Here is a 25,409-nt window from a genome sequence, read left to right on the forward strand (position 1 = left end):
GCATCCCCGGCGGCTTCCCCACCGACATCCCCGCCAGCACCCCCCGCCGACATCCCCGTCGATCACTTTCGTCATATTGACGAAAAACCATGGAACCCTCTATCGTCAGCGTGACGACAAGGGGGTTCCATGGCTGACATCACCCGGCGGTCCGGCTGGCGCCATCTGCGCTCCGCGCCCACCGCCCACATCCGCCACCAGCGCCGCGGACAGATCGTCCACGACGGCGAGGGGCTGAGCTTCTGGTTCCGGCCGCGTACCGCCGCCCTCTCCGAGGTTCCCGTGAACGACCGGGAGCTGGCGATGGCGTTCCACGCCCGCACGGCCGACTTCCAGGACGTGAGCGTGCAGTCCACCGTCACGTACCGGATCGGCGACCCGGGCGCGGCGGCCACCCGGCTCGACTTCTCGATCGACCCCGACACCGGCGCCTGGCGCGGTACGCCGCTGGAGCAGATCGCCACCCTCCTCACCGAGACCGCCCAGCAGCACGCCCTCGACGTCCTCGCCCGCACCACGCTCGCGGCGGCGCTCGTCGACGGTGTCTCGGCCGTCCGCGACCGGATCTCGGACGGCCTCGCGGCCGAACCGCGCCTGCCCGACACCGGTATCGAACTGGTCGCCGTTCGGGTGGTCGCGATCCGGCCGGAACCGGAGGTCGAGCGCGCCCTGCGCACCCCCGCCCGCGAGCAGATCCAGCAGGAGGCGGACCGCGCCACGTACGAGCGCCGGGCCGTCGCGGTCGAGCGCGAACGCGCCATCGCCGAGAACGAGCTCGCCAGCAAGATCGAGCTGGCCCGCCAGGAGGAGCGGCTCGTCGAGCAGCGCGGCACCAACGCGCGCCGTGAGGCCGAGGAGAGCGCCGCCGCCGACGCCGTACGGGCCGAGGCCGAGGCCGTACGGAAGGTCCGGCTCGCCCGGGCCGAGGCCGAGGCGGCGCGCGTGGTCGGCGAGGCGCGCGCGGGCGCGCAGTCGGCGTGGCTGCGGGCGCACGGGGAGGCGGAGCCGGCGACGCTGCACGCCCTGGCGGTGACCCGGGCCGCGGAGAACCTGCCCCGCATCGAGCACCTCACGCTCTCCCCCGACGTGCTGACCGGGCTCCTCGCGAAGCTGGGCGGCGAGGGCGGGGCCCGGTCGTGAGCCTCGCGCCGCGCGCGGTCCTCGTACACCGGACCACGGAGTACGAGGAGCTGCTCGCCCGGCACGGTACGCACGGCCAGGCCGCGTTCTTCCTCTCCGCGCGCGGCCGCTCGGTCGAGGCGGTACGGGAGCGGCACGAGCGGGTCCGGCAGGCGCTCGCCGAGGTGGCGGGCGCGGTTCCGCTGTCCTGGCGGCAGACCCGGGTGGAGCGCGCCGACCTGGACCGCTTCCTCTTCGGCCCCGAGGACGTCGTCGTCGTGGTCGGCCAGGACGGTCTGGTCGCCAACGCGGCGAAGTACCTGACGGGGCAGCCGGTGATCGGGATCGACGCGGACCCCGGGCGGAACGCGGGCGTCCTCGTACGGCACCGCGCGGCGCAGGCGCGGCGGCTGCTGCCGTACGCGGCGGGGGACGGGGCGGCGGTCGACGAGCTGACGATGGTGGAGGCGGTCACCGACGACGCGCAGCGGCTCCTCGCCCTCAACGAGATCTACGTCGGCCCGCCCGGCCACCAGACCGCGCGCTACACGCTGGGGCTCGACGGCGGTGACGCCCGGCCGGAGCCCGAGCCGCAGGCCTCGTCGGGCGTCCTCGTCGGCACCGGCACGGGGGCCACGGGGTGGTTGCGCTCCCTCTGGGAACAGCGCTCCAGCACGCTCGCCCTGCCCGCACCGGCGGACGCCCGGCTCGCGTGGTTCGTCCGCGAGGCCTGGCCGTCGCCGACGACCGGCACCACCCGCGTCGAGGGCCTCCTCGGCGCGGGCCAGAGCCTGCGCCTCACCGTCGAGTCGGACCGGCTGGTGGCCTTCGGCGACGGCGTCGAATCGGACGCCCTGCACCTGACGTGGGGCCAGACGATCCGCCTCACGGCAGCGGAAGCCCGCCTGCGTCTGGTGGGTTGACGGCCGCCGTCCGTCGCGGCGCCTCGACCGCCGGGAGCGGCCGTGCCGGGAGCAGCCGTGCCGGGAGCCTCGGCAGGAGCCGGGAGCCTGGCCCCGGCCCCCGAGGGCTCGCGGCCGGAATCGATCGGCGTGGGGTGGGCGAGGTGTTCGGCGGCACTATGCTCGGCGCGCTCCGCCCCGTCCGACGTCCGACCACGCCCGGCTCCGGCTGTTGAAGGAACCCCATGGCCCCCGCCTCCTCCGGTTCTCTGTCCGTCGCCCCCGCCACGCCCGGGGACTGGGCGCTCGTGTGCTCGTGGGCCGCCGAGGAGGGGTGGAATCCCGGGCTCTCCGACGTCCCCGCCTTCTTCGCGCAGGATCCGGGCGGCTTCTTCCTCGGCCGCGTCGACGGGGAGCCGGTCTCCGCCATCTCGGTCGTCAACTACAGCGAGACGTACGCCTTCCTCGGCTTCTACCTCGTCCGCCCCGAACTCCGCGGGCTCGGCCACGGCCTGGCCACCTGGCGCGCCGCGCTCGCCCACGCCGGTGACCGGTCCGTCGGGCTCGACGGGGTGCCGGCGCAGCAGGACAACTACCGGCGCTCCGGCTTCAGCACGGCGTACCGCACGGCGCGCTTCGTGGGCGAGGTCCCGGCGCCCGACCGTCCGGTGGCCGGAGTGCTGCCCGGCGGGCTGCTCGACCCGGCGGCCGTCGTCGCGTACGACAGCACCTGCCACCACGCCGACCGGCCGCGTTTCCTCGCCAGGTGGCTCACCACGCCCGGCCACCGCGCGCTGGTCCGGGTCGTCGACGGCCGAACCGCCGGGTACGGGGTCGTCCGCCCCGCGCGGGACGAGGCGCGTATCGGACCGCTGTTCGCCGACACCCCGGCGGACGCGGCGGTCCTGCTCGACGCACTCGCCGCCGAGGCACGGGACTTCGGCGCGACGCGGATCGCCGTCGACATGCCGGAGGCGAATCCGGCGGCGGCCCGCCTGGCGCTGGAGCGGGGTCTTGAGCCGACGTTCGAGACGGCCCGGATGTACACGGGGCCGGTCCGGCCGGTGGCGCGGGAGCGGGTCTTCGGCGTCACGACGCTCGAACTCGGCTGACCGCTGCCGGAGTCCGGCCGCGCGCCACCGAAGTCCTCACCCCTCGGACTTCGGCCCGCCGCAGCGCACGGCCTCCCCGGCGGCTCCGCACCCTCTCCACCCCGCCTCCACATCCACTCCAGAGACGGACGCCCTACCTCCGCTGTCACCGCAACGCCCTCGCGCTGTCACCGCAACACCCCCGCGCCGTCCCCGCACCGCCCCCACCAGCCGAAACGTCGCCCCGTCGCGCGTCTTCCCCGGCCGGCCCCCGGCACACCTCCCCCGGACCCCCGCCGCCCTATGAGGGGTGACAAGGGTTTTCCCCGTATCGGGTTCACTCCCCCGTTCCCTATTGTCCTCCGCACCGGCAGATAACATGCCCCGAGCTGCACCTGACAGGTGCATGCGGAGGGTGGTGCCTGCCGGGGACGGCCTTGACCCGGGCCGTCGCGCCGGTGGCGGCGCACGGGCTCCCCAAGCCCAGGGACCGGCGGACAGCGACCCCACTTCGCCCCGTGTGTCCCGCGCCGCCGCCACTGCTCCGCAGTTACGTCGTACTCGAAAGGGCCACACCTTGAACGGTTCCAGGCGGAGAGTCATATCCGTGGTCGCGAGCGCCGCGATCCTCGGCGCCGCTGCCACCACCGGGGCGTTCGCCGCCGCCCCGGGCGCTGCCACCCCGAAGCCGGCTCCGGCTTCGCAGACGATGCGGGCGCTGCCGAGCGCCCCGGTCGAGAAGGTCATCGTCACCTACAAGAGCCAGGCCGCCGAGGCCGGTTCCAACACCGCCGCGAAGAGCGACACGGCCGAGAAGGCCGCGAAGACGGGCGAGAAGCTCTCCTTCGAGCGCCGCCTCGCTGGCGGTGGCGCCCTGGTCGACCTGGGCGACAGCGCCAGCAAGCAGGACCTGACGGAGGTCATGGACGCGTTCCGCGCCGACCCGTCCGTCGCCTCGGTCGAGCCCGACATCCGCGCCTACGCGATGGCGGCCGCGCCGAACGACACCGACTACGCCAAGCAGTGGGACCTCTTCGAGCCCACCGGCGGCATGAACGTTCCTGCGGCCTGGGACAAGACGACGGGCTCCGGCGTCACCGTCGCCGTCATCGACACCGGCTACGCCGCCCACTCGGACCTGGCGACCAACATCGTCTCGGGTTACGACTTCATCTCCACGTCCGCCGACGCCCGCGACGGCAACGGCCGCGACGCGGACCCGAAGGACGAGGGCGACTGGAACGCCACCGCCGGCGAGTGCGGCACCGGCTCCACGGCGTCCAACTCCTCCTGGCACGGCACCCACGTGGCCGGCACCATCGGCGCCGTCACGAACAACACCAAGGGCATCGCGGGCATCGCGTACAACGCGAAGATCCAGCCCGTGCGGGTGCTCGGCAAGTGCGGCGGCTCGTCCTCCGACATCGCCGACGCCATCACCTGGGCGTCCGGCGGCACCGTGCCGGGCATCCCGGTCAACGCCAACCCGGCCAAGGTCATCAACATGAGCCTGGGCGGCGCCAGCGCCACCTGCCCGAGCGTCTACCAGACCGCCATCAACGGCGCCGTCTCGCGCGGCACCACCGTCGTCGTCGCCGCGGGCAACAGCAACGCCAACGCCTCCGGCTTCACTCCCGCGAACTGCTCGAACGTCATCACCGTGGCGTCGACCAACCGCGCGGCCAACCGGTCGTACTACTCCAACTACGGCGCCATCGTGGACGTGGCCGCGCCCGGCGGCGAGACCCGCAACGCCACCGACACGCCCGGCACCGTCACCACCCCCGAGAACGCGATCTACTCCACGCTGAACTCGGGTGCGACGACCCAGTCCGCCGAGACGTACAAGCCCTACCAGGGCACGTCGATGGCCGCGCCGCACATCGCCGGCCTCGCCGCGCTGCTCAAGTCGGCCAAGAGCACCCTCACCCCGGCCGAGATCGAGACCGCGATCAAGGCCAACGCCCGTCCGCTCGCGGCCGGCGCCTGCACCGGCGGCTGCGGAACCGGCATCGCCGACTCCGCGAAGACGGTCGACGCCGTCACCACCACCCCGCCGGTCGGCACCGTCTTCACGAACGCGACGGACGTCACGATCGCCGACAACGCCACCGTGTCGTCCTCGATCGCCGTCACCGGCCGCACCGGCAACGCCCCCGCCGCCCTCAAGGTCGGCGTGGACATCAAGCACACCTGGCGCGGGGACCTGGTCGTCGACCTGGTCGCCCCCGACGGCACCGTGCGCAACCTGAAGGCGTCCTCCTCCTCGGACAGCGCCGACAACGTCGTGGCGACCTACACGGTCGACGCGTCGAGCGAGGTCGCGAACGGCACCTGGAAGCTTCAGGTCCGCGATGTGGCCACGGGTGACACCGGCTACATCGACTCGTGGAACCTCACCTTCTGATAGACCGCTGAATCCCTTCTGAACCACCCCCCACATCAGCATCATTGCTGGTCAGCGACGCGCTCGTGGTCTACACCACGGGCGCGTTCTGGCGTGTTCGGGCGGAACCCGCAGGGGCGGCCCCGTCCGTATGCCGGACACGGGGCCTGGACTCCACGTGTGGGCTCCGTATTCTCTGCCCACGGGGCTCATGGGCCGGGGGCCCGAGCGCCGGAGGTGGTGGACAGTGACGACAGCACCGCACCGTCCCCTGCGCCCCGCCGGCGTGGGGGGCCCACCGGCGCCGGTCGGCCGGGAGGAACTCCTCGCCCGCCTCGAACGCGTCCTGCACGCACGGGGCCGCGCCCTGCTCACCGGACCCGCCGGCGTCGGCAAGACCGAGCTCGCGCTCGCCGAGGCCGCCCGTGCGGAGGCGCGCGGCGAGACCGTCCTGTGGCTCGCGACCCTGCCGTCCGACCGGGAGATACCCGGGGCCGCGGCCGCCGCGCTCGTCGCCTCCGTGGCGGCGACGGTGACCTGGCCGGGGCTCGGCACACCCGTACCGGATCCGTCCGCCGCCGACCCGCACCCCGGCGCGCCGCCGTACGCCGCCGGGCCGCCGTCGTCTCCCGCCGGGGCATCGCCCGCCGGTCCTTCGCCGTCCGCCACCAGGACCCCGTCCGCGGCCGGACCCTCGTCCGCCGCTCGGCCTTCGTCCGGCACCAGACCTTCGTCCGGCACCGGACCTCCGTCCGCCGCCGGGCCGTCGTCCGCCGGACAGTTCGCGCCGGGTGTGCTCGCCTCCGGGGTCTTCGACGAACTGCCCGGCCCCCAGCGCACCGCCGTCGCCATGCTCTGCCGCGAGGCGCCGATCGACGCGGGCGGCTGGGACCCGATCGCCCTGCGCCTCGGCATCGCCCGGATCCTGCGCGCCCTCGCCTGCCGCGGCCCCGTCCTGCTCGTCGTCGACGGGGTGCAGCACGTCGACGCGGACAGCGCGGACCTGCTGCGCTTCGCGCTCCATCTGGCGCCCCCCGCGCTGCGGGTGGTGGCCGTCGAGACGCCGGAACCGTACGCCGAGGCCAAGGAGCCGTACGGCGAGAGCCATCGGGCGGCCTTCCGCCCCGAGGACCCGCACGCCACCCACCTCTGGGTGCCGTCGGAGGCGGACGTGCTGCTCGTCCCCCCGCTGCACGCCGACGAGATCGCCGAACTCCTCATCCACCACCGGCTGCCCTCCCGGATGGCCGGCCGCATCCACCGGGCCAGCGGCGGCAATCCGCGGCTCGCGCTCGCCGTGGGCCGTTCGCTCGCCGACGCCCGCACCCCGGTGCACCACGCGGAGGCGCTCACGCTCTCCGGGCGCGCCCGCGACCTGGCCCGCCAGCTCCTGGGCGCCGCGCCCCTTCCCGTACGCGAGACGCTGCTGCTCGCCGCGCTGGCGCTGCGCCCCTCGGCGACCCTGGTGCGCCGGGCCGGCCGGCCCACCGCGGAGGCGGACCTGGCGGCGGCGGAGCGGGCCGATCTGGTGTCGCTCGCGGAGGACGGCTCGGTGACGTTCACCGCCGGGCTGCTGCCCTCGACCCTGGTGCACGACGCCTGCTGGGCGGAGCGGAGCGCCGGGCACGCGGCGCTCGCCGAGGTCGTCGACGACCCGGTGGAGGCCGTACGCCACCGGGCGCTCGCGACCGACAGCCCCGACGAGGAGCTCGCCGCCGAGGTCGCGGCCGCCGCCGATCTGGCCCGGGGGCGCGGGAACAGCGCGCTCGCCGCCGAACTGGCCCTGCTCGCCGCCGAGTCGACGCCCGGCCGGCACGGGAAGCGGCGGATCGCCCGGCTCGTCGACGCAGCCGAGGAGGCCGCCCGCGCGGCCCGCGCCGACCTCGCGATCCGGGCCGCCACCGACCTCCTCGCCCGGGACGCGGCGCCGGCCGACCGGGTCAGGGCGCGCCTCGCCGTCCTCGACACGGCGGGCCAGGGCCTGACGGGGCTCGACGAGATGTACGTGCACGCCATGGAGGACTCGGAGGGGGACACCGCCCTGCGGGCCGCCGTGCAGCTCCGCCTGGCCGTCAAGTACGTGCTCGCCGACGGCGATCCGGAGCGCTCGCGGAAGGCCGCCGCAGAATCCGCCGCGCTGGCCGCCTCGACGGGTGATCCGCGCACGGCGGCGCAGGCGCTGACCGTGCAGGCGCGGATGGAGCGGGCTCTCGGTTCACCGGACGCGGAGACGGTCCTCGCCCAGGCCCGCGCCCTGGAGCTGGCCGAGCGCCCGCTCGGCATCCGCAACGCCGCACAGATCCTGACGATCCGACACGCACTCTTCGACGGCCGGTTGACGGATGCCCGTGACGAACTGGGCGCCCTTCTCCCGCTGGTGCAGCGGCGCGGCTCGGTGGAGGACGCCATCGAACTCCTCAGCACCCTCGCCGAGATCGCGTCCCGGATCGGTCCGTGCCAGGCGGCCCTCGCGCACGCCGGGCAGTCGCTCGCGCTCACCCTGGAGGCGGGCCTCTCCCCCGGTCCCGCCTGGTACGCGCTGGCGCTCGCGGAGACCGCGGGCGGCAGCTTCGCGCGGGCCGCGAGCTACGCCCGCCGCAGCGTCCAGGCCTCGGAGGAGGAGGGCGACCGGGTCTTCCTCTCCCGCAGCCGGTACGCGCTCGGCCGGGTCCAGCTCGTCAACGGGGACGTGGCCGCCGCCCTGGAGACGCTGCGGCGCGTCCAGGCCGACGAGCGGGCCCAGTCGACCGTGGATCCGTCGATGCTGCGCTGGCACGAGGAGCTGGCCGAGGCGCTGCTCGCCAACGACGCCGGCGACGAGGCCCTCGCGCTCCTCGCGGAGGTACGGCCGGTGGCGGAGCGGTTGGGACGCGGCACCGTGCTGCTCGGCTGCGACCGGGTGCACGCCCTCTGCCTGGCGGCGGAGGGGCGTACGGACGCGGCGGCCGAGCTCCTCACGGGGACGGCCGAGCGCTTCGGTCGCGCCGGGCTGCCGCTGGAGCGGGGCCGGGCGCTGATCGCGCTGGCCCGGGTGGAGCGCCGCAGGCGGCGCAGGTCGGCGGCGCAGAGCGCCCTGCACGAGGCCGCCTCGGTGTTCGAGCGGGCCGGAGCGGCGCCGTGGCTGGCCCTGGCGGGCGAGCCCCCGGCGGGCGCGGTGGGCGAGAGCCCCGGCGGCGGCTCGGGCGGGGAGGAGGCGTCGCCCGCGCTCTCCGTGCTCACGGAGGCGGAGCTGCGGCTCGCCCGGCTGGTGGGCCAGGGGGCCAGCAACCAGGAGGCGGCGGCCAAGCTGTATCTGAGCGTGAAGACCGTCGAGGCCCGGCTGACCCGGATCTACCAGAAGCTCGACGTCCGCTCGCGCGCCCAGCTGGCGACGGCGCTCAGACCGTGAACGGCCGCTGGTTCAGGAAGTCCGGGCCCGGCGAGCCGGTCAGGTAGAGGTTCGGGCTCTGGCTCGGGGGCAGTCTGCGCTGGATCGCCCGGTGGAACTCTCGGTAGCCGCCCTGGAAGGCACCCCCGTCCCACACCTTGAGCAGCGCCTCGGTGAAGGCTCCGTTGACGTCGCCGTCGGCTGCGGTCTGGTTGTCCTGGCAGGCCGAGACGAGCAGGGCGTCGGGGGCCGTCCCGTCGGCGGCCGCGTCCCCGGCGAGCGAGCGGCGCAGCTCGTCCAGGAAGACCCGGTCGCGTTCGTACAGCTGCCGCTGCCGCGGTTCGGGCAGGTAGCGGCCCCGGTCGTCGTCCGCGCCGCCGGGGATCTCGATGCTGCTGCCGCTGTGGCAGCAGTCGAGGAGGGCGACGATCCGTACGTCGTCGGCGAAGGCGCGGAAGGCCCGCTGCACCTCGTCGTCGAGGAACTGGCGGTCGTAGAGGACCAGGGTCTCGTCGAGGGCGTCCGGCTCGGCGTCCGTCCCCGTCTCGTCGGGGACCTGTCCGCCGTGGCCCGAGTAGGTGAAGAGCAGGATGTCGCCGGCGCCGAGCCGGCCGGCGGCCTCGCCGAGGACGGAGGTGACGTTGGCGACGGTGCCGTCCGGGGTGAGCAGGACGGTGGACTCGAAGCCCGCGGTGCGGGCGATCCGTGCCATGTCGTGGGCGTCGTTCTCGCAGGCGTTCAGGGTGCCCGACCAGCCCTCGTAGCGGCCTGGGTCGACCTCGTTGAGTCCGACGTGCAGGGAGAGTCCGGTGGCCATGGGGTGCCTCCTCGTACGGAGGGGAGGGGATGCCGGGGCGGCTTCCGGGGGCGGCTGATCGAGTGGCCTGCGGTCCGGCGCCGAGCGCGACCCTCTCCACGCGGTACTTACATCGTATGAACCCTTCCGATCCCCCGCCCGCCTCGGCGGCCCCCGCCCCCGGTCCCGCGCCCGGTCCCGGTCCCGCCCCCGGCGCCCGTCGCGAGGCGCTCGCCGACCGTACGGGCTACGACGAGGCCTTCCTCGGTCCCGTCGTCCCGCTGCCGTTCCCGGTCCGGGCCGCGGTCGCGACGGTGGTCCTGCCGTACACGCACTTCACGGTCGTCTTCCGGCCGGACCGGCGGCTCGCCGCCTCGACCGCCGTGTGCATCGACGGGCGCGAGCTCCAGGAGGACGTACCCAGGGACGACGTCTGGGAGTTCGACCCGCGGCTGCCCAGGGAGCAGCAGGCCGGCGACGAGGTCTACCGGAACAACAGTCTCGACCGCGGCCATCTCGTCCGCCGCCTCGACCCGGTCTGGGGCACGGCGGCCGTGGCGGCCCGGGCCAATACCGACACCTTCCACTTCACCAACGCCGCGCCGCAGGCCGACGTCTTCAACCAGGGCAAACAGCTCTGGCAGGGCCTGGAGAACTACCTCCTCGACCATGCCGCCGAGTTCGACCGGAAGCTGACCGTTCTCACCGGGCCCGTGCTCCAGGACTCCGATCCGCCGTACCGGGGGATCCAGGTGCCGCTGCGTTTCTGGAAGGTGGCGGCGTTCGTGCAGGACGGGGCGCTCGCCGCCGCCGCGTACGTCCTCGACCAGAGCCCCGACCTGAGCCGGGACGCCGAGCGGGCGCTCGCGGGGGCGACGGCGGGCGCGCCGCCGCCGCTGGGCCCCTTCCGTACGTACCAGGTGCCCGTCTCGGACGTCGCGGAGATCACCGAGCTGGAGTTCGGGCCGCTGCCGGACGTGGACGTGCTGCCGCCGGCGCGCGGGCCCGAGGAGCGCTGGCGGCGCCTTGAGTCGTACGGGGACATCGTGCTGCACCCCTGAGCCGTGCCGCCGCACCGCCGGCCCACCGCACCGTCGGCCCGTCGGCCCGCCACGCCGACCAGCGATTGCGACGGGTACGGCCCGGTGAAACGATGAGGAGGACCAGCCAGTTCGCCGGACAGGTGTCGCATGCCGCTCACCGAGACGGAGTGGGGGCTCGTCGCCAGTTGGGTACGGGCTCATCTCCTGGACACACCCGAACCGCGGGAGAACCTCCTTCGCGCGGGACTGCCCGCCGATCTCGTCCAGGACCTGCCGCTCACCCCGGATCCCGACCGAAACGCCCTGCTGGTGGTCGGGGCGGCCCGCCGGGACATCGCCCACCAGCGCCGGCTGCTCACGGTCCTCGCCGGGCTCGACGCCCTGGCCTCCATCGACGATCCGCACTCCTTCGAGCAGGGCGCGGAGGCCCGGAACCTCCTCACCCGGCTCCGGGACGACGAGCGGCTCGACCGCTCCCCGCAGGACCCCTTCGACAGCCTGCTCCTGAAGCACGGCACGGAGGCGTTCCTCGGCCGGTCCGAGCTGCGGGAGAAGCTCCGGGGCTTCCTCGCCGACCCGGAGCAGACGGTCCTGGTCGTCGACGGCCCGCCGGACAGCGGCCGCTCCTACACGTACGAGCTCATCCGCCATCTCGGCCAGCACTGCGGCTTCCGGCCGGTACGGGTCACCCTGTCCCGCACCTCGACGGCGGCGCGGCTCATGCAGCGCCTCGCCGCCTTCGTCGCGGGTCCCGGAGCCGACGCCGACGACCTGGTCGTGGACCCGACACGGTTGAACGATCCACTGCCGGCCTTCGAGGACGCCGCGCACCGGATCGTGGGTCGGGCGACCGCCGCCTCGGACAGCTTCTGGATCGTCCTCGACGACTGCGACCGGCTCGACCCGAACTCCGACGTGTGGGACTGCATCGGCGTCCTCGCCCGGGCGGTCTACGAACACACCCCGGTACGGCAGGAGACCGCGCCCCGCCTCGTCCTCCTCGGCTACTCGACGACGATGCGCCAACTCCCGTACGAGATCCGCAAGAACGAGTGCCGCGACACCACACGGCTGCTCGACGAGGACGATCTCCGGGCCTTCTTCCGGGAGTTCTACGCCGATGAGGACGGAGAGGGCGAGGGGGGAACGGCGAAGGAGGGAGCCGTGCGCGACCTCGTCGAGACGTCCGTCGCCGAGGTCCTGCGCGCCGCCGACCGGCCCGGGACCGAGGACAGTTACATGCGCCGGGTGTGCACGGCGGTGGAGGACGTCGTACGGCTCCACCGGGCGTTCCCTCCGCAGCCTCCCCCGCCCGGGGACGCCGGCCATCTGCTGCGCGACGCCCTGCGCACGAGCCTCGCCGCCCCCACGCCGGCCCTGCCCGACCTGCGCACGTCGTACCGCGAAGCGGCCTGTCTCCTCCAGGAGTTCGACCCCGCGCTGCTGCGCCTCCCCGACGAGGAGTTCCCCACCGGGCGGGCGGTCCTGGAGCTCGTCGACGACTGCGCGGCCCTGCCCTCCCCCGAGGCCACGGTCTGGTCGTTGAAGCCCGAGATCCGCGAGACGGCCCTGGCGGGCCTCGCGGGACCCGCCGCCGCCCTGCGGGCCCTGCGCACCAACATCGGCCAGCGCCCCGACGGCCCCGGCCCGGAACGCACCGCCCTCGCCCTGCTCCTGGGCGCGGGCCCCCTCGACGGCGTCGACGCCCTCCCCGGCGGGGCGGACGCCGACGCGCTCTGCGACACCCTCCAGGCCGTGCTCTGGCTCCGCCGGGTCCCCGGCGTCACCGGACTGCCCGCCGTCGACGACGTCCAGCAGCGCCTGGAGGAGGCCCGGCTGCTCCAGCCCATGCACCGCCTCCTCCAGGGGACCTTCCACGGCCGCACCGCCGAACTCGACTCCCTGCACACCTATCTCGCACTCCCCGAGGAGCCGGCCGAGCCCCCCGTCCTCATCCACGGCGTGGGCGGCATCGGCAAGAGCATGCTGCTCGCCCGGTTCCTCGTCGACGCACTGAAGGCCGCCCCCACCCGATTCCCCTTCGCCTACCTCGACTTCGAGCGGCCGACGCTCTCCATCCACGAACCCGCCACCGTGATCGCGGAGATGGCACGCCAGCTCGGCATCCAGCACCCCGGACACCGCACCGCCTTCGACGCCCTCGCGGACGAGTGCGAGCAGACGGCGGCGGTCCAGCGCGGCGAACGCAACGAACTCGAAGAGCTCCACCAGCTCTCCACGACACGGGCGACGATCGGCCGCGACTACTCGGCGGACTTCCACGCCCGGGCCAGCGCCCACGAGCAGGAGCTCGCCCGCCGGATCGCGGCCCTCGTCGCCGAGGCCGTCCGGCCCCCGCCGGGCGGGACCGCCCCGCCGCTCCTCATCGTCGTGGACTCCTTCGAGGAGGCCCAGTACCGGGGTTCGCCGGTGATCGCCCGCATGTGGGCGATCTGGACGGCGCTGCGCGCCGCGTACTCGCGCCTGCGCTTCGTCGTCGCCGGGCGCGCGCCCGTCGACCATCCGGCGCGCGTCCTCACCCCCCGGACGATGGAGCTCACCGAGCTGGACCAGCAGGCCTCCGTCGAGCTGCTGATGTCGTCAGGAGTGGACGACGAGACGGTCGCCGACAGCCTCGTCGACCGGATCGGCGGCCACCCGCTGAGCCTCAAGCTGGCCGCGCGTACGGCGGTCGCCCTGGGCGGCGACTCCGCGTCCCTCGGCGAGCTGCTGCGCGGACTCCCGCACCGGCGGCGCTACTTCGACCGCCAGGTCGACCAGATGCTCATCCAGGGCACGCTGTACGACCGCATCCTCAAGCACATCGCGGAGGACGACGTCCGGGCCCTGGTCCAGGCGGGCCTCGCGCTCCGCCTCATCACCCCCGACCTCGTGCGGCACGTCCTGGCCGGACCGGCGGGGCTGCGGGTCGACACCCCGGCGGAGGCCCGCCGCCTCTACGGGCTGCTCACGTCCCGGGTCGACCTGATGGAGTCGGCCGGCCCGGAGGCCATCCGGCACCGGACCGACCTGCGGGCCATCATGCTGCGCCTGTCGGACCGCGCGCGCACCGACCTGATGCGGGCCGTCGACCAGAGCGCCGTCGCGTACTACTCGGCCCGCGAAGGGCCGAGGAACCGCGCCGAGGAGATCTACCACCTGCTCCGGCTCGGCGATAACCCCCGCACGGTGGAAGGGCGTTGGGAGCGAGGCGTCTCCGCCTTCCTGGGCGGGACGACCCACCGCGAGATGCCGGACCGGTCGGCGGCCTTCCTCCTCGGCCTCATCGGCGGGCACGTCCCCGACCAGGTCATGACCGGGGCCGATCAGGAGGACTGGGAGCGGATCGCCGCGCGCGAGGTCGAGGACCTGCTCACCCAGGGATACGTGGAGGCCGCGGCGCAGCGGCTGTCCGAGCGGCGGCCGTGGACGCCGTGCAGCAGGCTCCACGCGCTGCTCGCGGAGACCCTCGCCCGCTCGGGGCGGAGCGAGGAGGCCCGCGACGGCGCCGAGCGGGCCGTCGACCGGGCGGCGGAGGCGGGCTGCGCGGAGACCCAGCTCGAACTGCTCCAGCTGTCGGCCCGGCTCGCGCAGGACGCGGGCGACTTCGCCGACGCGGACCGCGACCTCCAGGAGGCCGAGGAGATCGCCGCCGGGCTCGGTCTGCGGTACGAGTCCCTGGGCGTCCTGGTCGCGCGGTCCCGGCTCGCGGCCCTGGCGGACGGCGACGCCGCCCCGGCGGAGGCGCGGCTCGCCCGGACGCTGCGGGGGATGCCCGACGCGGAGCTGGCCCGGCAGCCGTCCCTCGCCCGTACGGCGGCCGCGACGGCCTGCCGGGCGGATCCCCAGCTCCTGGAGCACACGCTGCGGCTCGTGGGGCTCCCGGCGGACGAGGACGCGGTCGTGGGCGAGCTCGCCCACTGGATCGACACGACGATGACCGACGAGCCCCGGCTGCGCGAGCCGCTGGCCCGCATCCTGGACACGGCGTCGGGCGAGCCCCCGCGCGCGGGGCCGGGGACGGGGACGGAGACGGGGCCGGGGACGGGCCGCCTCCGGATGGGCCGCGAACGGATCGAGCTGGCCCTGCGGGAGGCCCGGCGGCGCGGCACGCTGGACAGCGTGGCCCGGCAGGCGCTCACGCTCCGCGACGACAGCGGGGACCTGCTCCACGGCGTCGCCTCCGCCATGGACGCGGGCCCGGCCCCGGCCCCGTACGGCCAGGTCCCCCGCGACCCGGGCGGCTACGAGCCCCTCCCACACGAGCCGACCCCGTACGACCCGACGCCGAACGACCCGAGTCCAACCGGCCCCACGACTCTCGTCCCGCCCCCGCCCGACAGCGCCTCCTCCCTCGACCCGCCCCCCGGCCCGCTTCCTCCCGGCCGCTCCCTCCCCGACTCCGCGACGGGCTCCTGGGCGACTCCCCTCATGGCCGCGCGCCCCCGTCGCGGCAGCGTCGGCCTGTGGACGCAGCCGCCTCCCGACGCCGCGGGGGCCGCGCTCCGCAAGGAGCCGTTCCTGGCCCAGGAGGAGCTCGTCCGGGTCCGCAACGCCGCGATGGAGGCCGGACTCGCCGACCGCGCGCTGCGCCCCACCCTGCTCAAGGGCATCCCGGCACACTTCACCGCCACGCTCCAGCCGCTGAGCGACCCCCTGCACCAGGCCCACGCCGACCTGAACGCGATGAACCAGGTCGAGCGCCTCATCGACGGCCTGGTCCCGCTGGAGATCTGGCTGCACAACGCGATCGAGCAGACCCACGAGCAGGGCCCGCGCGCCGTCCTCCAGGGCGCGCTCGACACCGTGGCCCGGGAGATCACCGGCGAGGCCGCCCTGCCGGCGGACATGATGCCCGGGGAGTTCAAGGAGGAGATCGTCCTCCAGGACGACACCGTGCCGTACGAGTTCCTCCACGGCGGCATCCGGGCCGGCGCCTCCGTCGCCCTGCTGAGGATCCCGCCGTACGAGTCGGGGACCCCGCTCCTCCCGTCGTACCCGCACGGCGGCACGGGCTGGATGGTGGCACCCGGACTGCTGATCACCAACCACCATGTGGTGATGGCCCGTTCGTGGGAGTCGGGCGTCCGGCCGTTCGTGAGCGACGAGGACCTGCGGCTCCAGGCGCTGATGTCCCGCTCCCGCTTCGACTTCGTCGAGGACGCGACGGCCTCGCCCGAGGTGACCGCCGGTGAACTCGCCGCCTGGGACGAGGCGCTCGACTACGCCATCGTGCGGCTCGCCGCCGACCAGGCGCCGCGGCCGACGCTCAAGGTCGCCACCCGCCCGCTGCTGGTCCGGGAGCGCCAGCGCGTACCGGTCAACATCATCCAGCATCCGGGCGGCCTGCCGAAGCGGATCGCCCTGCGCAACAACCTGGTCTACCGGGCGGACGAGCGGGACATCCTGTACTTCACCGACACGCGCGGCGGCTCCTCCGGCTCCCCCGTCTGCCTCGACGACTGGACGGTGGTGGGACTGCACCGCGGCACGCAGAAGGTGGACGAGGTCGAGTTCCAGGGCGGAAAGACGAAGTTCGTGAACGTCGGCACCCAGATGAGCAGCATCATGGCCCATCTGCGGGAGTCCCGACCGGAGTTGTACGACGAGATCGTGGCCGGTCAGTCGGGGCGGCCCGCCGCCCCGGTGGCCGGACGCACGGGCAGCCGAGGTGAGTGACCATGCCGAACGGAGCACGCGGCGGGGCGCGGGGCGGGTCGCCGGTCGCGACCGGCGCCGAGCAGATCTTCGGGGACCTGAAGGAGGTCGCCGCCCGCGTCCGGGCGGATCTGGAGGCGGAGATCGCCGAGTCGTCGCTCGAACTGCCCGCCGACGTGGCACCGGCGGTCGAGATCTCCCGCTTCGCCCGTGAGGAACGGGCGCGCGTCCTGGAGGCCGGGGTCAGCGGCCTGGAGAAGCTGGCGGCCCACCGCGAGGACGAGATCGACGATGACGAGTCCTTCGGTGTGGAGGCGATCGTCCTCCTCCAGGGCCGTCCGGCGATCCTGGTCCAGCGCCAGGACTTCGCACCGCAGCGGGACGAGTGGGCGGTGCTCGACGGTCAACGGGCCGCCATCCAGGAGTCCCTGGCCCGGGTCGGACGGGTCGAGGTCACCGGCCACCCCAGCCTGGACTGGATCGGCACGGCCTTCCTCGTCGGCCCGCACGCGGTCATGACGAACCGTCATGTGGCGGCGGAGTTCAGCAGTTTCGAAGCGGACCGCGACCGCTGGACGCTCACCTTCGGGATGTCGGCACGGGTGGACCCGGCGGAGGAACTCCCCGTGGACGGCGACCCGGTCGCGGCGCCACCCTCCGCGCCGTACTCGGCCCCGTACGAGATCACGGAGATCATCGGCATCCACCCGGACGTCGACATGGCCCTGCTGCGGATCGAACCCTCGTCGCCCGACGGGCTGCCCACCCCGCTCGCGGTCGCCGCGGACGCGCCCGCGAGCGTGCCCGGCCGCCCGGTGTACGTGGTCGGCTACCCGGCCTGGGACGGCCGGCGCAACGAACCCGAGTCGATGCGCCGGATCTTCATGGACGTGTACAACGTGAAGCGTCTCCAGCCGGGCGCGGCCACCGAGTTCACCCCCGGCAGCCTGGTGATGAAGCACGACTGCTCGACGCTGGGCGGCAACAGCGGCTCCCCCGTGTTCGACCTCGACGACCATCGCGTCCTCGGCCTGCACTTCGGCGGCCGCTACCGCAGCGGGAACCTCGCGGTCCCGCTGTGGGAGCTGATCGACGACCCCCTGCTCGCCCGGGCGGAGGTCAACTGGGTCTAGAGGGAGCCCTCCGCCTCGATGAACGCACCACGAGCGGTGCTCCCGTCCGGCAGCGACCACTGGGCCGTGACCTGACCCGGCTCCGGGAGGGTGCCCTCTCCCGCGGCCCGCAGCACCCGCCGTACACGCAGCGTCAGTTCCCCGGCCGCACCGGCCGTCCGCAGCACCGCGGCGGTGTGGTCGGACCGGTCCGCGACCCGTACGAGTTCCACGTCGGACGCGTCGGACGCGTCGGCCGTACCGGACGCGTCGGCGGCACCGGCGTGCTCGGCCGGGGAGACGGAGACCGTCGGATCCGGCGTGTCGTTCACGGACTGGGCCTGCGCCACCGCCTGCCCGCGCAGCAGGGCGTGCAACTGCCCGACGAGAACGGGGTCGTGGGTGCCGTCGTAGATCCAGCGCGTGCCGAGGACGCCGTGCTCGGAGGTGCCGACGAGGGCGTGCTCGGCGCCTTCCAGCGGAGCCCCGCGGTAGGTGAGGGGCACCAGATAGGCCGTCGCCCCGTCCTCCGGCCCGTCGGTCACCACCATGAACTCGATGCCCACCTCGCCGGCCGGGTCGTCGAGCCGGAACCCACCGGCCTTGGCCGGGCTCGGCCCCTCCGCCCGGCCGGCGTACCAGGCACGGGTGGGCAGCCACGCGGCGAGGAGCTCCAGTTTGGTGGGCTGCATCGTGGTGCGGTGGATGACGGCCATCGTGCGTCTCTTCCTCTCGACAAGCGGAACTCACAGGCCAACGGAACCTAACAGACGGCTCCCGGGTCGCCGTGCGAGCCCGGCCCGCCGGACCTAGCCTGAGAGGTGGAGTGTTGTCCCCGGCCGGCAGGAGGCCCGCCGTGAGGTACTCATTCAGCCGTCGGCGGCGCGTCTGTGCCGGTGTCGCGGCGCTCGGGATCTTCGCGGCCCCGCTGGGTGCGGGCACCGCCGTCGCCACCGAGCCTCCGGGCCCCGCCGCGTTCGTGACGTCCTCCGCCGCCGCGCCATCGGCGGATGCGGAGACCGACTTCCCCGAGCTGACCCCGGCGGTCGCCGCCGAGCTGGACAAGGCCATCCAGGACGTCATGCGGGAGGCGGACGTGCCGGGCGTCTCGGTCGCCCTGTCGGCACCGGGCAAGGGCACGTACCTCCGCTCCTTCGGGGAGGCGGACACCGAGACCGGCGCGGCCATGAGCCCCGGTCTCTTCATGCGCATCGGCAGCGAGACCAAGACGTTCACGGTGACGGCCGTGCTCGAACTGGTCGACGAGGGCAAGATCGGCCTCGACGACCCCATCTCCGACTACGTCGACGGCGTGCCGAACGGCGACAAGATCACCCTTCGCAATCTCGCGGCCATGCGCAGCGGGCTGTTCAACTACACGGGGGACGAGGACTTCTACAAGGCTCTGACCTCGAACCCCGACCGCCCCTTCACCCCGCAGCAGCTGCTGGACTACTCGTTCAAACACCCGGTGGAGTTCCAGCCGGACGCGGAGTTCCAGTACTCCAACACGAACACGATCCTGCTCGGTCTGGTCGTGGAGAAGGCCGGGGGCATGCCCCTGCACGAGTACATCCAGAAGAACGTCGTGGAGCCCGCGGGCCTGCGGCACACCTCCTTCCCCACGGACGCCGCCTTCCCCAAGCCGCACGCCCAGGGCTACACCGAGCAGACCGCGTCGGGCGAGATCGAGAACGCCGCCGACTGGAACCCCTCCTGGGGCTGGGCGGCAGGCGCGATGATCTCGAACCTCCAGGACATGCGCTCCTGGGCCAAGACCGTCGCCACGGGCACACTGCTCACCGCCAAGACCCAGGCCGAACGCCTCAAGGTCTACCCGTCGTCCACCAGCGGCGACGGTTACGGTCTGGGCATCTTCAACATCCAGGGCTGGATCGGCCACAACGGCTCCCTGCCGGGGTACCAGTCGCTGACGATCTACCTGCCCGAGGCGCAGGCGACCCTCGTCGTCCTCCTCAACACCGACGTCACGAAGGGCGGAATCGCGCCCAGCACCCGCCTCGGGAAGGCCATCACCGGCATCGTGACCCCGGACCACGTCTACGACATCCCGCTCCCGGCGTCTCCGCCGAGCCCGGACACCGGCTGACGGCCGGGGCGGTCAACGGCTGACGGCCCGGGCGGTCAACGCCCCGCCGGTCAGCGGTAGTAGCCCTCGACGACGGCCCGCACCTCGTCGAGGAGCGCGGGGCCTTCCTGGGGTACGGGCGGCTTCCCGCTCGCCGGCCTGATGTCCAGGAGCTGCTCGCCGGACAGGGCGAAGACGACCCGGCGCAGCCCCGCGAGCCGGATGACGGGCTCGCACATCCCGCACGGTTCGCAGCTGGTGTACATCGTGGTCTCGGCCGCCGTCGCCGCGTCCAGCTCCTTCGCGGCCCACCGCGCCAGCTTCAGCTCCGGGTGAGCGGTGATGTCCCGGTCCGTGAGGGTGGTGTTGTGGTCCTCCGCGAGGACCGTCCCGTCCGGTGCCGCGAGCAGCGAACCGTAGGGCGGGTCGCCGCCCTCCTTCGCCTTGGCGGCGAGCGCGATGGCGCGGCGGAGGAGGGTGTGGTCGTCGGGCGTGATCATGCGGGAGCTCCGTTCAGGTCGAGGTGCGCGGCCACGGCGGCGAGTGCCTCCCAGGCCTTCTCCGGGTGGAGCGTCTCGCTCGGATCCCCGGCGTACGGGTCGAGGACGACGGACTCGGCGCCGAGCAGCCGCAGTTGGTCGAGGTCGTCCAGGATCTGGTCGAGCGTGCCGTGCCCCGCGAGCCGGTCCGCCGCGGTGACCGGTGCCGCCGTGATCCCGAGCGCGATCCGGGGGGCGAATGCGGGCACGGGGAGCCGCTGCTCGTCGGCGGCGGCCTTCAGCCGGTCGACGCCCTCGCGCAGCCACGGCATGGTGCAGCGCAGCGGATGCCACGCGTCGCCGAGGCGTACGGCACGGCGTACCCCCGCATCGCTGTTGCCGCCGACCCACACCGGGATCCGCCGGTCCCCGTAGTCCGCGGTGTTCTCCCAGGCCTCGCGGACGCCGCGCACGTGCTCGTCGGTGAGCCGGCCGCGGCGCTCGAAGGGGATCCCGAGGGCGGCGAACTCCTGGCGCGCCCACCCCACCCCCACCCCGAGGACGAGCCGGCCCCCGCTGAGCCGGTCGAGGTTGGCCGCCATGCGGGCGGTGAGCAGCGGGTGCCGGTAGGGCGCGATGAGCACGGTCGTACCGAGCCGGACCCGGGTGGTGAGGCCCGCGAGCCAGGAGAGGGTGGTGAACGGTTCGTAGAAGGGTGCCGGATAGCGCTCGGCGACGTCGGGGGTGATGGCGATGTGGTCCGAGACCATGAGGAGGTCGTACCCCAGGCCTTCCACGGTCCGGGCCCATTCCCGCAGGACTCCGGGGTCGGTCCCGGGCCCGAAATTGAGGATGTTGACTCCGATCTTCACGAGGACGAGGCTAGTCCGGCGCCCGGGGGCCGCTGAAGGGATTCCCGCCTGTTCCGGGGCCCTTCGGCCGTGGATCCGCCGGTAATCTGGCCGGATGACCGAGACTCTCGACGCGACGGACTGGGCGATCCTGACGGAGGTCCAGAAGGACGGCCGGATCGCGTACACGGAGTTGGCGCGGCGGGTGAATCTGAGCGCGTCGGCGACCAAGGAGCGGGTGCGGCGCCTGGAGGCCGCCGAGGTGATCACGGGGTTCCGGGCGGAGGTCGACCTGGAGCGGACCGGCTATCCGGTGCTCGCGGTGGTGCGGCTGAAGTACCCGGGGACCCGGCACGAGCCGCTGCGCCGGCTGCTCGGTGAGCGCCCGGAGTACCTGGAGTGCCTGCGGACCACGGGTGACGACTGCTACGTCCTGAAGGTGGCGGCCACGTCGATGTCCCATCTGGAGGAGCTCGTCGACGCGCTGGCGCAGTTCGGGAGCACGACCACGAACCTGGTCCTCAGCCGGACGCTGCCGTTCCGCGGGCCGGGCGAACCTCGTACGGACGCCCGTCCGGCCCGGTGAGAGGTCTCGGGGACTGAGGGGGCGCGCACCTACCGCCCACGCGCCCCTTGTCCGACCGCACGCTCCGGCGAACGGAGCAACGGGCGCTGGGGCCGCCCGTACCAAGATCCATAGCCTGACGTCCGGCGCGTGATCTCGCGTCTGTCGGACAGAGAAGGCAAGCGACTCCGTGAAACTTTCGATGTTGCAGCGCATGGCCTGGCTCACCGCGGCGACCGCGCTGCTGACGACGCTGGGCTCCGCCCCCGCCGGGGCCGCCGGAGAGTGGCAGAAGGTCGGTGGCGACGTCCGCAGCGGTGTCAGCGGTCTCGCGTACGAGGGCCGTACCGACGACGGCACCGGCGTGCGGGTCCTGGTCGTCCATGACAACAAGCGGTCCGGGCAACAGCGGCTGTCCCGGATCACCCATCGGGAGGGTTCCGACACCGTCGCGCCGCTCACCTGGGACGGGCCGGAGCCGGTCGACCTGGAGGCCATCGAGGCCGTCCCGGGGATGCCGGGCGAGTACCTGGCACTCACCAGCCGCGGAGTCCTGTTCCGCCTGAAGGTCGCCGGCTCGACGGCGACGGTCGTCGACTACACGCCGCTGCCGGCGATCGGCGAGGGCGACGACTTCGAGAGCTTCGCGATCGTCGCCCAGAACGGAAAGCTCGCCGCCCTGTGGGCGGACCGGGGCGCCGGCCCCGGCCGTCCCGCCACCCTGTACGCGGCGCCGCTGACGTTCGCCGCGTGGGGGCAGCCGCTGTTCGGGGCGGTGACGAACCGGACCTACCGGGCCGCACACCCCGCCGACGACGGCACACGGCACATCTCCGACATCGCGGTGACCGCCGCCGGCCGGCTCGTCGTGGGGTCGGCGGCGGACGCCGGCGACGACGGCCCGTTCGACTCCGCGGTGAGCGACGCCGGCCGGGTGACGATCTCGGCGACGGGCCGGGTACGGGTCACGCTCACGGCCTCCCCGACCGCGCTCGGGACGTACCCCCAGTACAAGGTCGAGGCGGTGGAGTGCCTGCCCGAGTCCGCGGACACCCTGCTCGGCACCGACGACGAGAACCTCGGCGGCTTCGTCCGTACCGAGTCCTTCTGCGGCGCCTGACCACGACACGCACGCACACCTACACGCACGTACGACCCGACATGACGGACTCCGGGGCCCGGTGGCGCTCCGGAGTCCCGTCGCGTGCGAACAACCGGACGACCAGGCTAGGCTGCGGGTGCAGCTGGTTCGCCCCGTCAGCCGGACGGGATGCGTCGTAAGAGGGAACCCGGTGGGAATCCGGGACTGCCCCGCAGCGGTGAGCGGGAACGACCGCCGTCATCAGCACTGGACCCGGGACGGGTCTGGGAAGCGACGGCCACTAGGAGTCCTCCCCCGTGAGGACGTGCCCGCGAGTCCGAAGACCTGCCCGTTGCCCGCACGCGGACGATTCCGCGCGCGGACATTCCGGTGACCTCGTGGGCGGGTCGGCGTACAGAGCGAGAAGGACGACCGCGTCGCACCGCGCCGGGTCACGCCGTCCGTTCCGTCACCCCTTCGCGTCCGCGTCCCGTCTCCGGGATCTCAGGGATTCATCTCGCGAAGGAGATCTCCGTGACCACCAAGTCCGCAGCCGCGGCAGCGCAGTCCACCCTGTACGGCTACCCCCGCCAAGGGCCCGACCGGGAACTGAAGAAGGCCGTCGAGGGGTACTGGAAGGGCCGCGTCACCGCCGACGCCCTCCGGAGCACCGCCGCCGACCTGCGCGCCACCACCTGGCGGCAGCTGGCCGCCGCCGGCATCACCGAGGTCCCCACCGGCGACTTCTCGTACTACGACCACGTCCTCGACACCACCGTCATGGTGGGCGCGATCCCCGAGCGCCACCGGGCGGCAGTCGCCGCGGATCCGCTCGACGGGTACTTCGCCATGGCGCGCGGCACCCAGGACGTCGCACCGCTGGAGATGACCAAGTGGTTCGACACCAACTACCACTATCTTGTACCGGAGTTGGGGCCCGGCACGGTCTTCTCCACCGACTCCTCCCAGCAGGTCACCGCGCTCCGCGAGGCCCTCGCCCTGGGCCTCGCCGCCCGGCCCGTCCTGGTCGGCCCCGTCACCTACCTGCTGCTCGCCAAGCCGGCGCCCGGCGTGGCCGCCGACTTCGATCCGCTCACCCTCCTCGACCGGCTGCTCCCGGTGTACGCCGAGGTCCTCGCCGACCTGCGGGCGGCGGGCGCGGACTGGATCCAGCTCGACGAGCCCGCGCTCGTCCAGGACCGCACCCCGGCGGAACTGAACGCCGCCACCCGCGCCTACCGCGACCTCGGCGGGCTCACGGACCGGCCCAAGCTCCTGGTCGCCTCCTACTTCGACCGACTCGGCGACGCCCTCCCGGTGTTGGCCAAGGCGCCGGTCGAGGGGCTCGCGCTCGACTTCACGGAGCGGGCGGCCGCCAACCTCGACGCGCTCGCCGCCGCCGGCGGCCTGCCGGGCAAGCGGCTCGTCGCCGGTGTGGTCAACGGCCGCAACATCTGGGTCAACGACCTCGCGGCGTCGCTCACCACCCTCGGCACCCTCCTCGGCCTCGCCGACCGCGTCGACGTGGCGGGCTCCTGCTCCCTGCTGCACGTCCCGCTCGACGCGGCGGCCGAACGCGAGATCGATCCGCAGATCCTGCGCTGGCTCGCCTTCGCCCGCCAGAAGACCGCCGAGGTCGTGACCCTGACGAAGGGCCTGTCACAGGGCACCGGGGCCATCACCGCCGAGCTCGCCGCCAACCGCGCCGACCTCGCCTCGCGGGCCGGCTCCCCCATCACCCGCGACCCGGCCGTCCGTTCCCGCGCCGCCGCCGTCACCGCCTCCGACACCCGGCGCCCCCAGCCGTACGCCGAACGGGCCGCCGCCCAACACGCCACCCTCCGGCTTCCGTTGCTCCCCAGTACGACCATCGGCTCGTTCCCGCAGACCGCGGAGCTGCGGACCGCCCGGGCCGACCTGCGAGCCGGCCGGATCGACACCGCCGGGTACGAGGAGCGCATCAGGTCCGAGATCCAGGAAGTGATCTCCTTCCAGGAGAAGACCGGCCTCGACGTCCTGGTCCACGGCGAGCCCGAACGCAACGACATGGTCCAGTACTTCGCCGAACAGCTCACGGGCTACCTCGCCACGCGGCACGGCTGGGTCCAGTCCTACGGCACCCGCTACGTCCGGCCGCCGGTCCTCGCCGGCGACATCTCCCGGCCGGCGCCGATGACGGTCCGCTGGACGGCGTACGCCCGGTCCCTCACCGCCAAGCCCGTCAAGGGCATGCTCACCGGACCCGTCACCATGCTCGCCTGGTCCTTCGTCCGTGACGACCAGCCGCTCGCCGACACCGCCCGCCAGGTCGCGCTCGCCCTGCGGGACGAGGTGAACGACCTGGAGGCGGCGGGCACTTCGGTCATCCAGGTGGACGAGCCGGCCCTCCGCGAGACCCTGCCGCTCCGCGCGGCCGACCACGGTGCCTACCTGGACTGGGCGACGGAGGCGTTCCGCCTCACGACCGCCGGGGTGCGCGCGGAGACCCAGATCCACACCCACATGTGCTACGCCGAGTTCGGCGACGTCGTCCAGGCCATCGACGACCTCGACGCCGACGTCATCAGCCTGGAGGCCGCCCGCTCGCACATGCAGGTCGCCCGGGAACTCGCCGCCCACGGCTACCCGCGCGAGGCGGGACCGGGTGTCTACGACATCCACTCGCCGCGCGTCCCGAGTGCCCACGAAGCCGCCGAGCTGCTCCGTACCGGCCTCAGGGCCATCCCCGCCGAGCGGCTGTGGGTCAATCCCGACTGCGGCCTGAAGACCCGCGGCTGGCCCGAGACCCGAGCCGCACTGGAGAACCTGGTCGAGGCGGCCCGCACCGTCCGGACCGAGCTCACCACCCCCTGACCGCGCCGCGACGAGGA

At 73.8% G+C, this 25,409-nt stretch carries 16 protein-coding genes and 1 riboswitch; of the genes, 12 read left to right on the forward strand and 4 right to left on the reverse strand.

The annotated features are described in order from the left end of the window. The first annotated feature begins 129 nt into the window (after positions 1 to 129). The 5 genes from ACZ6K0_RS39530 (at position 130) to ACZ6K0_RS39550 (ending at position 8,886) form a co-directional block, all read left to right on the forward strand. Positions 130 to 1,140: an SPFH domain-containing protein gene (locus ACZ6K0_RS39530; RefSeq protein WP_376408411.1), complete on the forward strand. Its 1,011-nt coding sequence runs from the start codon at positions 130 to 132 to the stop codon at positions 1,138 to 1,140. Further along, positions 1,137 to 2,042, forward strand: coding sequence for a hypothetical protein (locus ACZ6K0_RS39535; RefSeq protein ID WP_469234884.1), 906 nt, complete (start codon positions 1,137 to 1,139; stop codon positions 2,040 to 2,042). The genes ACZ6K0_RS39530 and ACZ6K0_RS39535 overlap by 4 nt, the downstream gene beginning before the upstream one ends. A 224-nt stretch (positions 2,043 to 2,266) precedes the next feature. Then, positions 2,267 to 3,133: a GNAT family N-acetyltransferase gene (locus ACZ6K0_RS39540; RefSeq protein WP_469234886.1), complete on the forward strand. Its 867-nt coding sequence runs from the start codon at positions 2,267 to 2,269 to the stop codon at positions 3,131 to 3,133. Positions 3,134 to 3,719: 586 nt separating this feature from the next. Further along, positions 3,720 to 5,519, forward strand: coding sequence for a S8 family serine peptidase (locus ACZ6K0_RS39545; protein ID WP_469234888.1), 1,800 nt, complete (start codon positions 3,720 to 3,722; stop codon positions 5,517 to 5,519). 265 nt (positions 5,520 to 5,784) lie between these two features. Beyond that, positions 5,785 to 8,886: a helix-turn-helix transcriptional regulator gene (locus tag ACZ6K0_RS39550; RefSeq protein WP_469234928.1), complete on the forward strand. Its 3,102-nt coding sequence runs from the start codon at positions 5,785 to 5,787 to the stop codon at positions 8,884 to 8,886. Here the strand turns inward: ACZ6K0_RS39550 and ACZ6K0_RS39555 are convergent. Beyond that, positions 8,876 to 9,682 (reverse strand): caspase family protein, encoded by an 807-nt coding sequence (locus ACZ6K0_RS39555; RefSeq protein ID WP_469234889.1) that lies wholly within the window; start codon positions 9,680 to 9,682, stop codon positions 8,876 to 8,878. The genes ACZ6K0_RS39550 and ACZ6K0_RS39555 overlap by 11 nt on opposite strands. A 116-nt stretch (positions 9,683 to 9,798) precedes the next feature. Between ACZ6K0_RS39555 and ACZ6K0_RS39560 the strand changes: the two genes are divergently transcribed. From ACZ6K0_RS39560 to ACZ6K0_RS39570, 3 genes are all read left to right on the forward strand, one after another. Further along, entirely contained in the window at positions 9,799 to 10,722 is a 924-nt protein-coding gene (locus ACZ6K0_RS39560; protein WP_376408400.1) for a DNA/RNA non-specific endonuclease, read from the forward strand. Between the two features lie 129 nt (positions 10,723 to 10,851). Further along, positions 10,852 to 16,383, forward strand: coding sequence for a trypsin-like peptidase domain-containing protein (locus tag ACZ6K0_RS39565; RefSeq protein ID WP_469234891.1), 5,532 nt, complete (start codon positions 10,852 to 10,854; stop codon positions 16,381 to 16,383). 2 nt (positions 16,384 to 16,385) lie between these two features. Next, positions 16,386 to 17,495, forward strand: a complete 1,110-nt coding sequence (locus tag ACZ6K0_RS39570; RefSeq protein ID WP_376408394.1) for a trypsin-like serine peptidase — start codon at positions 16,386 to 16,388, stop codon at positions 17,493 to 17,495. Here ACZ6K0_RS39570 and ACZ6K0_RS39575 read toward each other — a convergent pair. Beyond that, positions 17,492 to 18,190 (reverse strand): maltokinase N-terminal cap-like domain-containing protein, encoded by a 699-nt coding sequence (locus ACZ6K0_RS39575; RefSeq protein ID WP_469234893.1) that lies wholly within the window; start codon positions 18,188 to 18,190, stop codon positions 17,492 to 17,494. The genes ACZ6K0_RS39570 and ACZ6K0_RS39575 overlap by 4 nt on opposite strands. 140 nt (positions 18,191 to 18,330) lie before the next feature. Between ACZ6K0_RS39575 and ACZ6K0_RS39580 the strand changes: the two genes are divergently transcribed. After that, entirely contained in the window at positions 18,331 to 19,584 is a 1,254-nt protein-coding gene (locus ACZ6K0_RS39580; protein WP_376408389.1) for a serine hydrolase domain-containing protein, read from the forward strand. A gap of 50 nt (positions 19,585 to 19,634) precedes the next feature. Here the strand turns inward: ACZ6K0_RS39580 and ACZ6K0_RS39585 are convergent, their stop codons facing one another. Further along, on the reverse strand, positions 19,635 to 20,063 hold the full coding sequence (locus ACZ6K0_RS39585) for a nucleoside deaminase (RefSeq protein ID WP_469234895.1): 429 nt from the start codon (positions 20,061 to 20,063) through the stop codon (positions 19,635 to 19,637). After that, complete coding sequence (locus tag ACZ6K0_RS39590; RefSeq protein WP_376408383.1) at positions 20,060 to 20,914, reverse strand: LLM class flavin-dependent oxidoreductase; 855 nt, start codon at positions 20,912 to 20,914, stop codon at positions 20,060 to 20,062. Before ACZ6K0_RS39590 ends, ACZ6K0_RS39585 begins: the two co-directional genes overlap by 4 nt. Before the next feature lie 94 nt (positions 20,915 to 21,008). On the opposite strand from ACZ6K0_RS39590, the gene ACZ6K0_RS39595 reads away from it, so the two are divergent. The 3 genes from ACZ6K0_RS39595 to metE all read left to right on the forward strand — a co-directional run bounded on the left by ACZ6K0_RS39595 (position 21,009) and on the right by metE (position 25,392). Continuing rightward, positions 21,009 to 21,479, forward strand: coding sequence for an Lrp/AsnC family transcriptional regulator (locus tag ACZ6K0_RS39595; RefSeq protein ID WP_376408380.1), 471 nt, complete (start codon positions 21,009 to 21,011; stop codon positions 21,477 to 21,479). Between the two features lie 193 nt (positions 21,480 to 21,672). Continuing rightward, the gene (locus ACZ6K0_RS39600) at positions 21,673 to 22,578 is read left to right on the forward strand and encodes an SdiA-regulated/phytase-like domain-containing protein (protein WP_469234897.1); all 906 of its coding nucleotides are present in this window, start codon (positions 21,673 to 21,675) and stop codon (positions 22,576 to 22,578) included. A gap of 108 nt (positions 22,579 to 22,686) precedes the next feature. Next, positions 22,687 to 22,906, forward strand: a riboswitch (cobalamin riboswitch). Between the two features lie 167 nt (positions 22,907 to 23,073). Beyond that, positions 23,074 to 25,392 carry a 5-methyltetrahydropteroyltriglutamate--homocysteine S-methyltransferase gene (metE, locus tag ACZ6K0_RS39605; protein WP_469234899.1) on the forward strand — a complete coding sequence of 773 codons (2,319 nt, stop codon included), beginning with the start codon at positions 23,074 to 23,076 and terminating at the stop codon, positions 25,390 to 25,392. Positions 25,393 to 25,409: the final 17 nt, after the last annotated feature.

This window comes from Streptomyces sp. NPDC042346 (genome assembly GCF_055581845.1).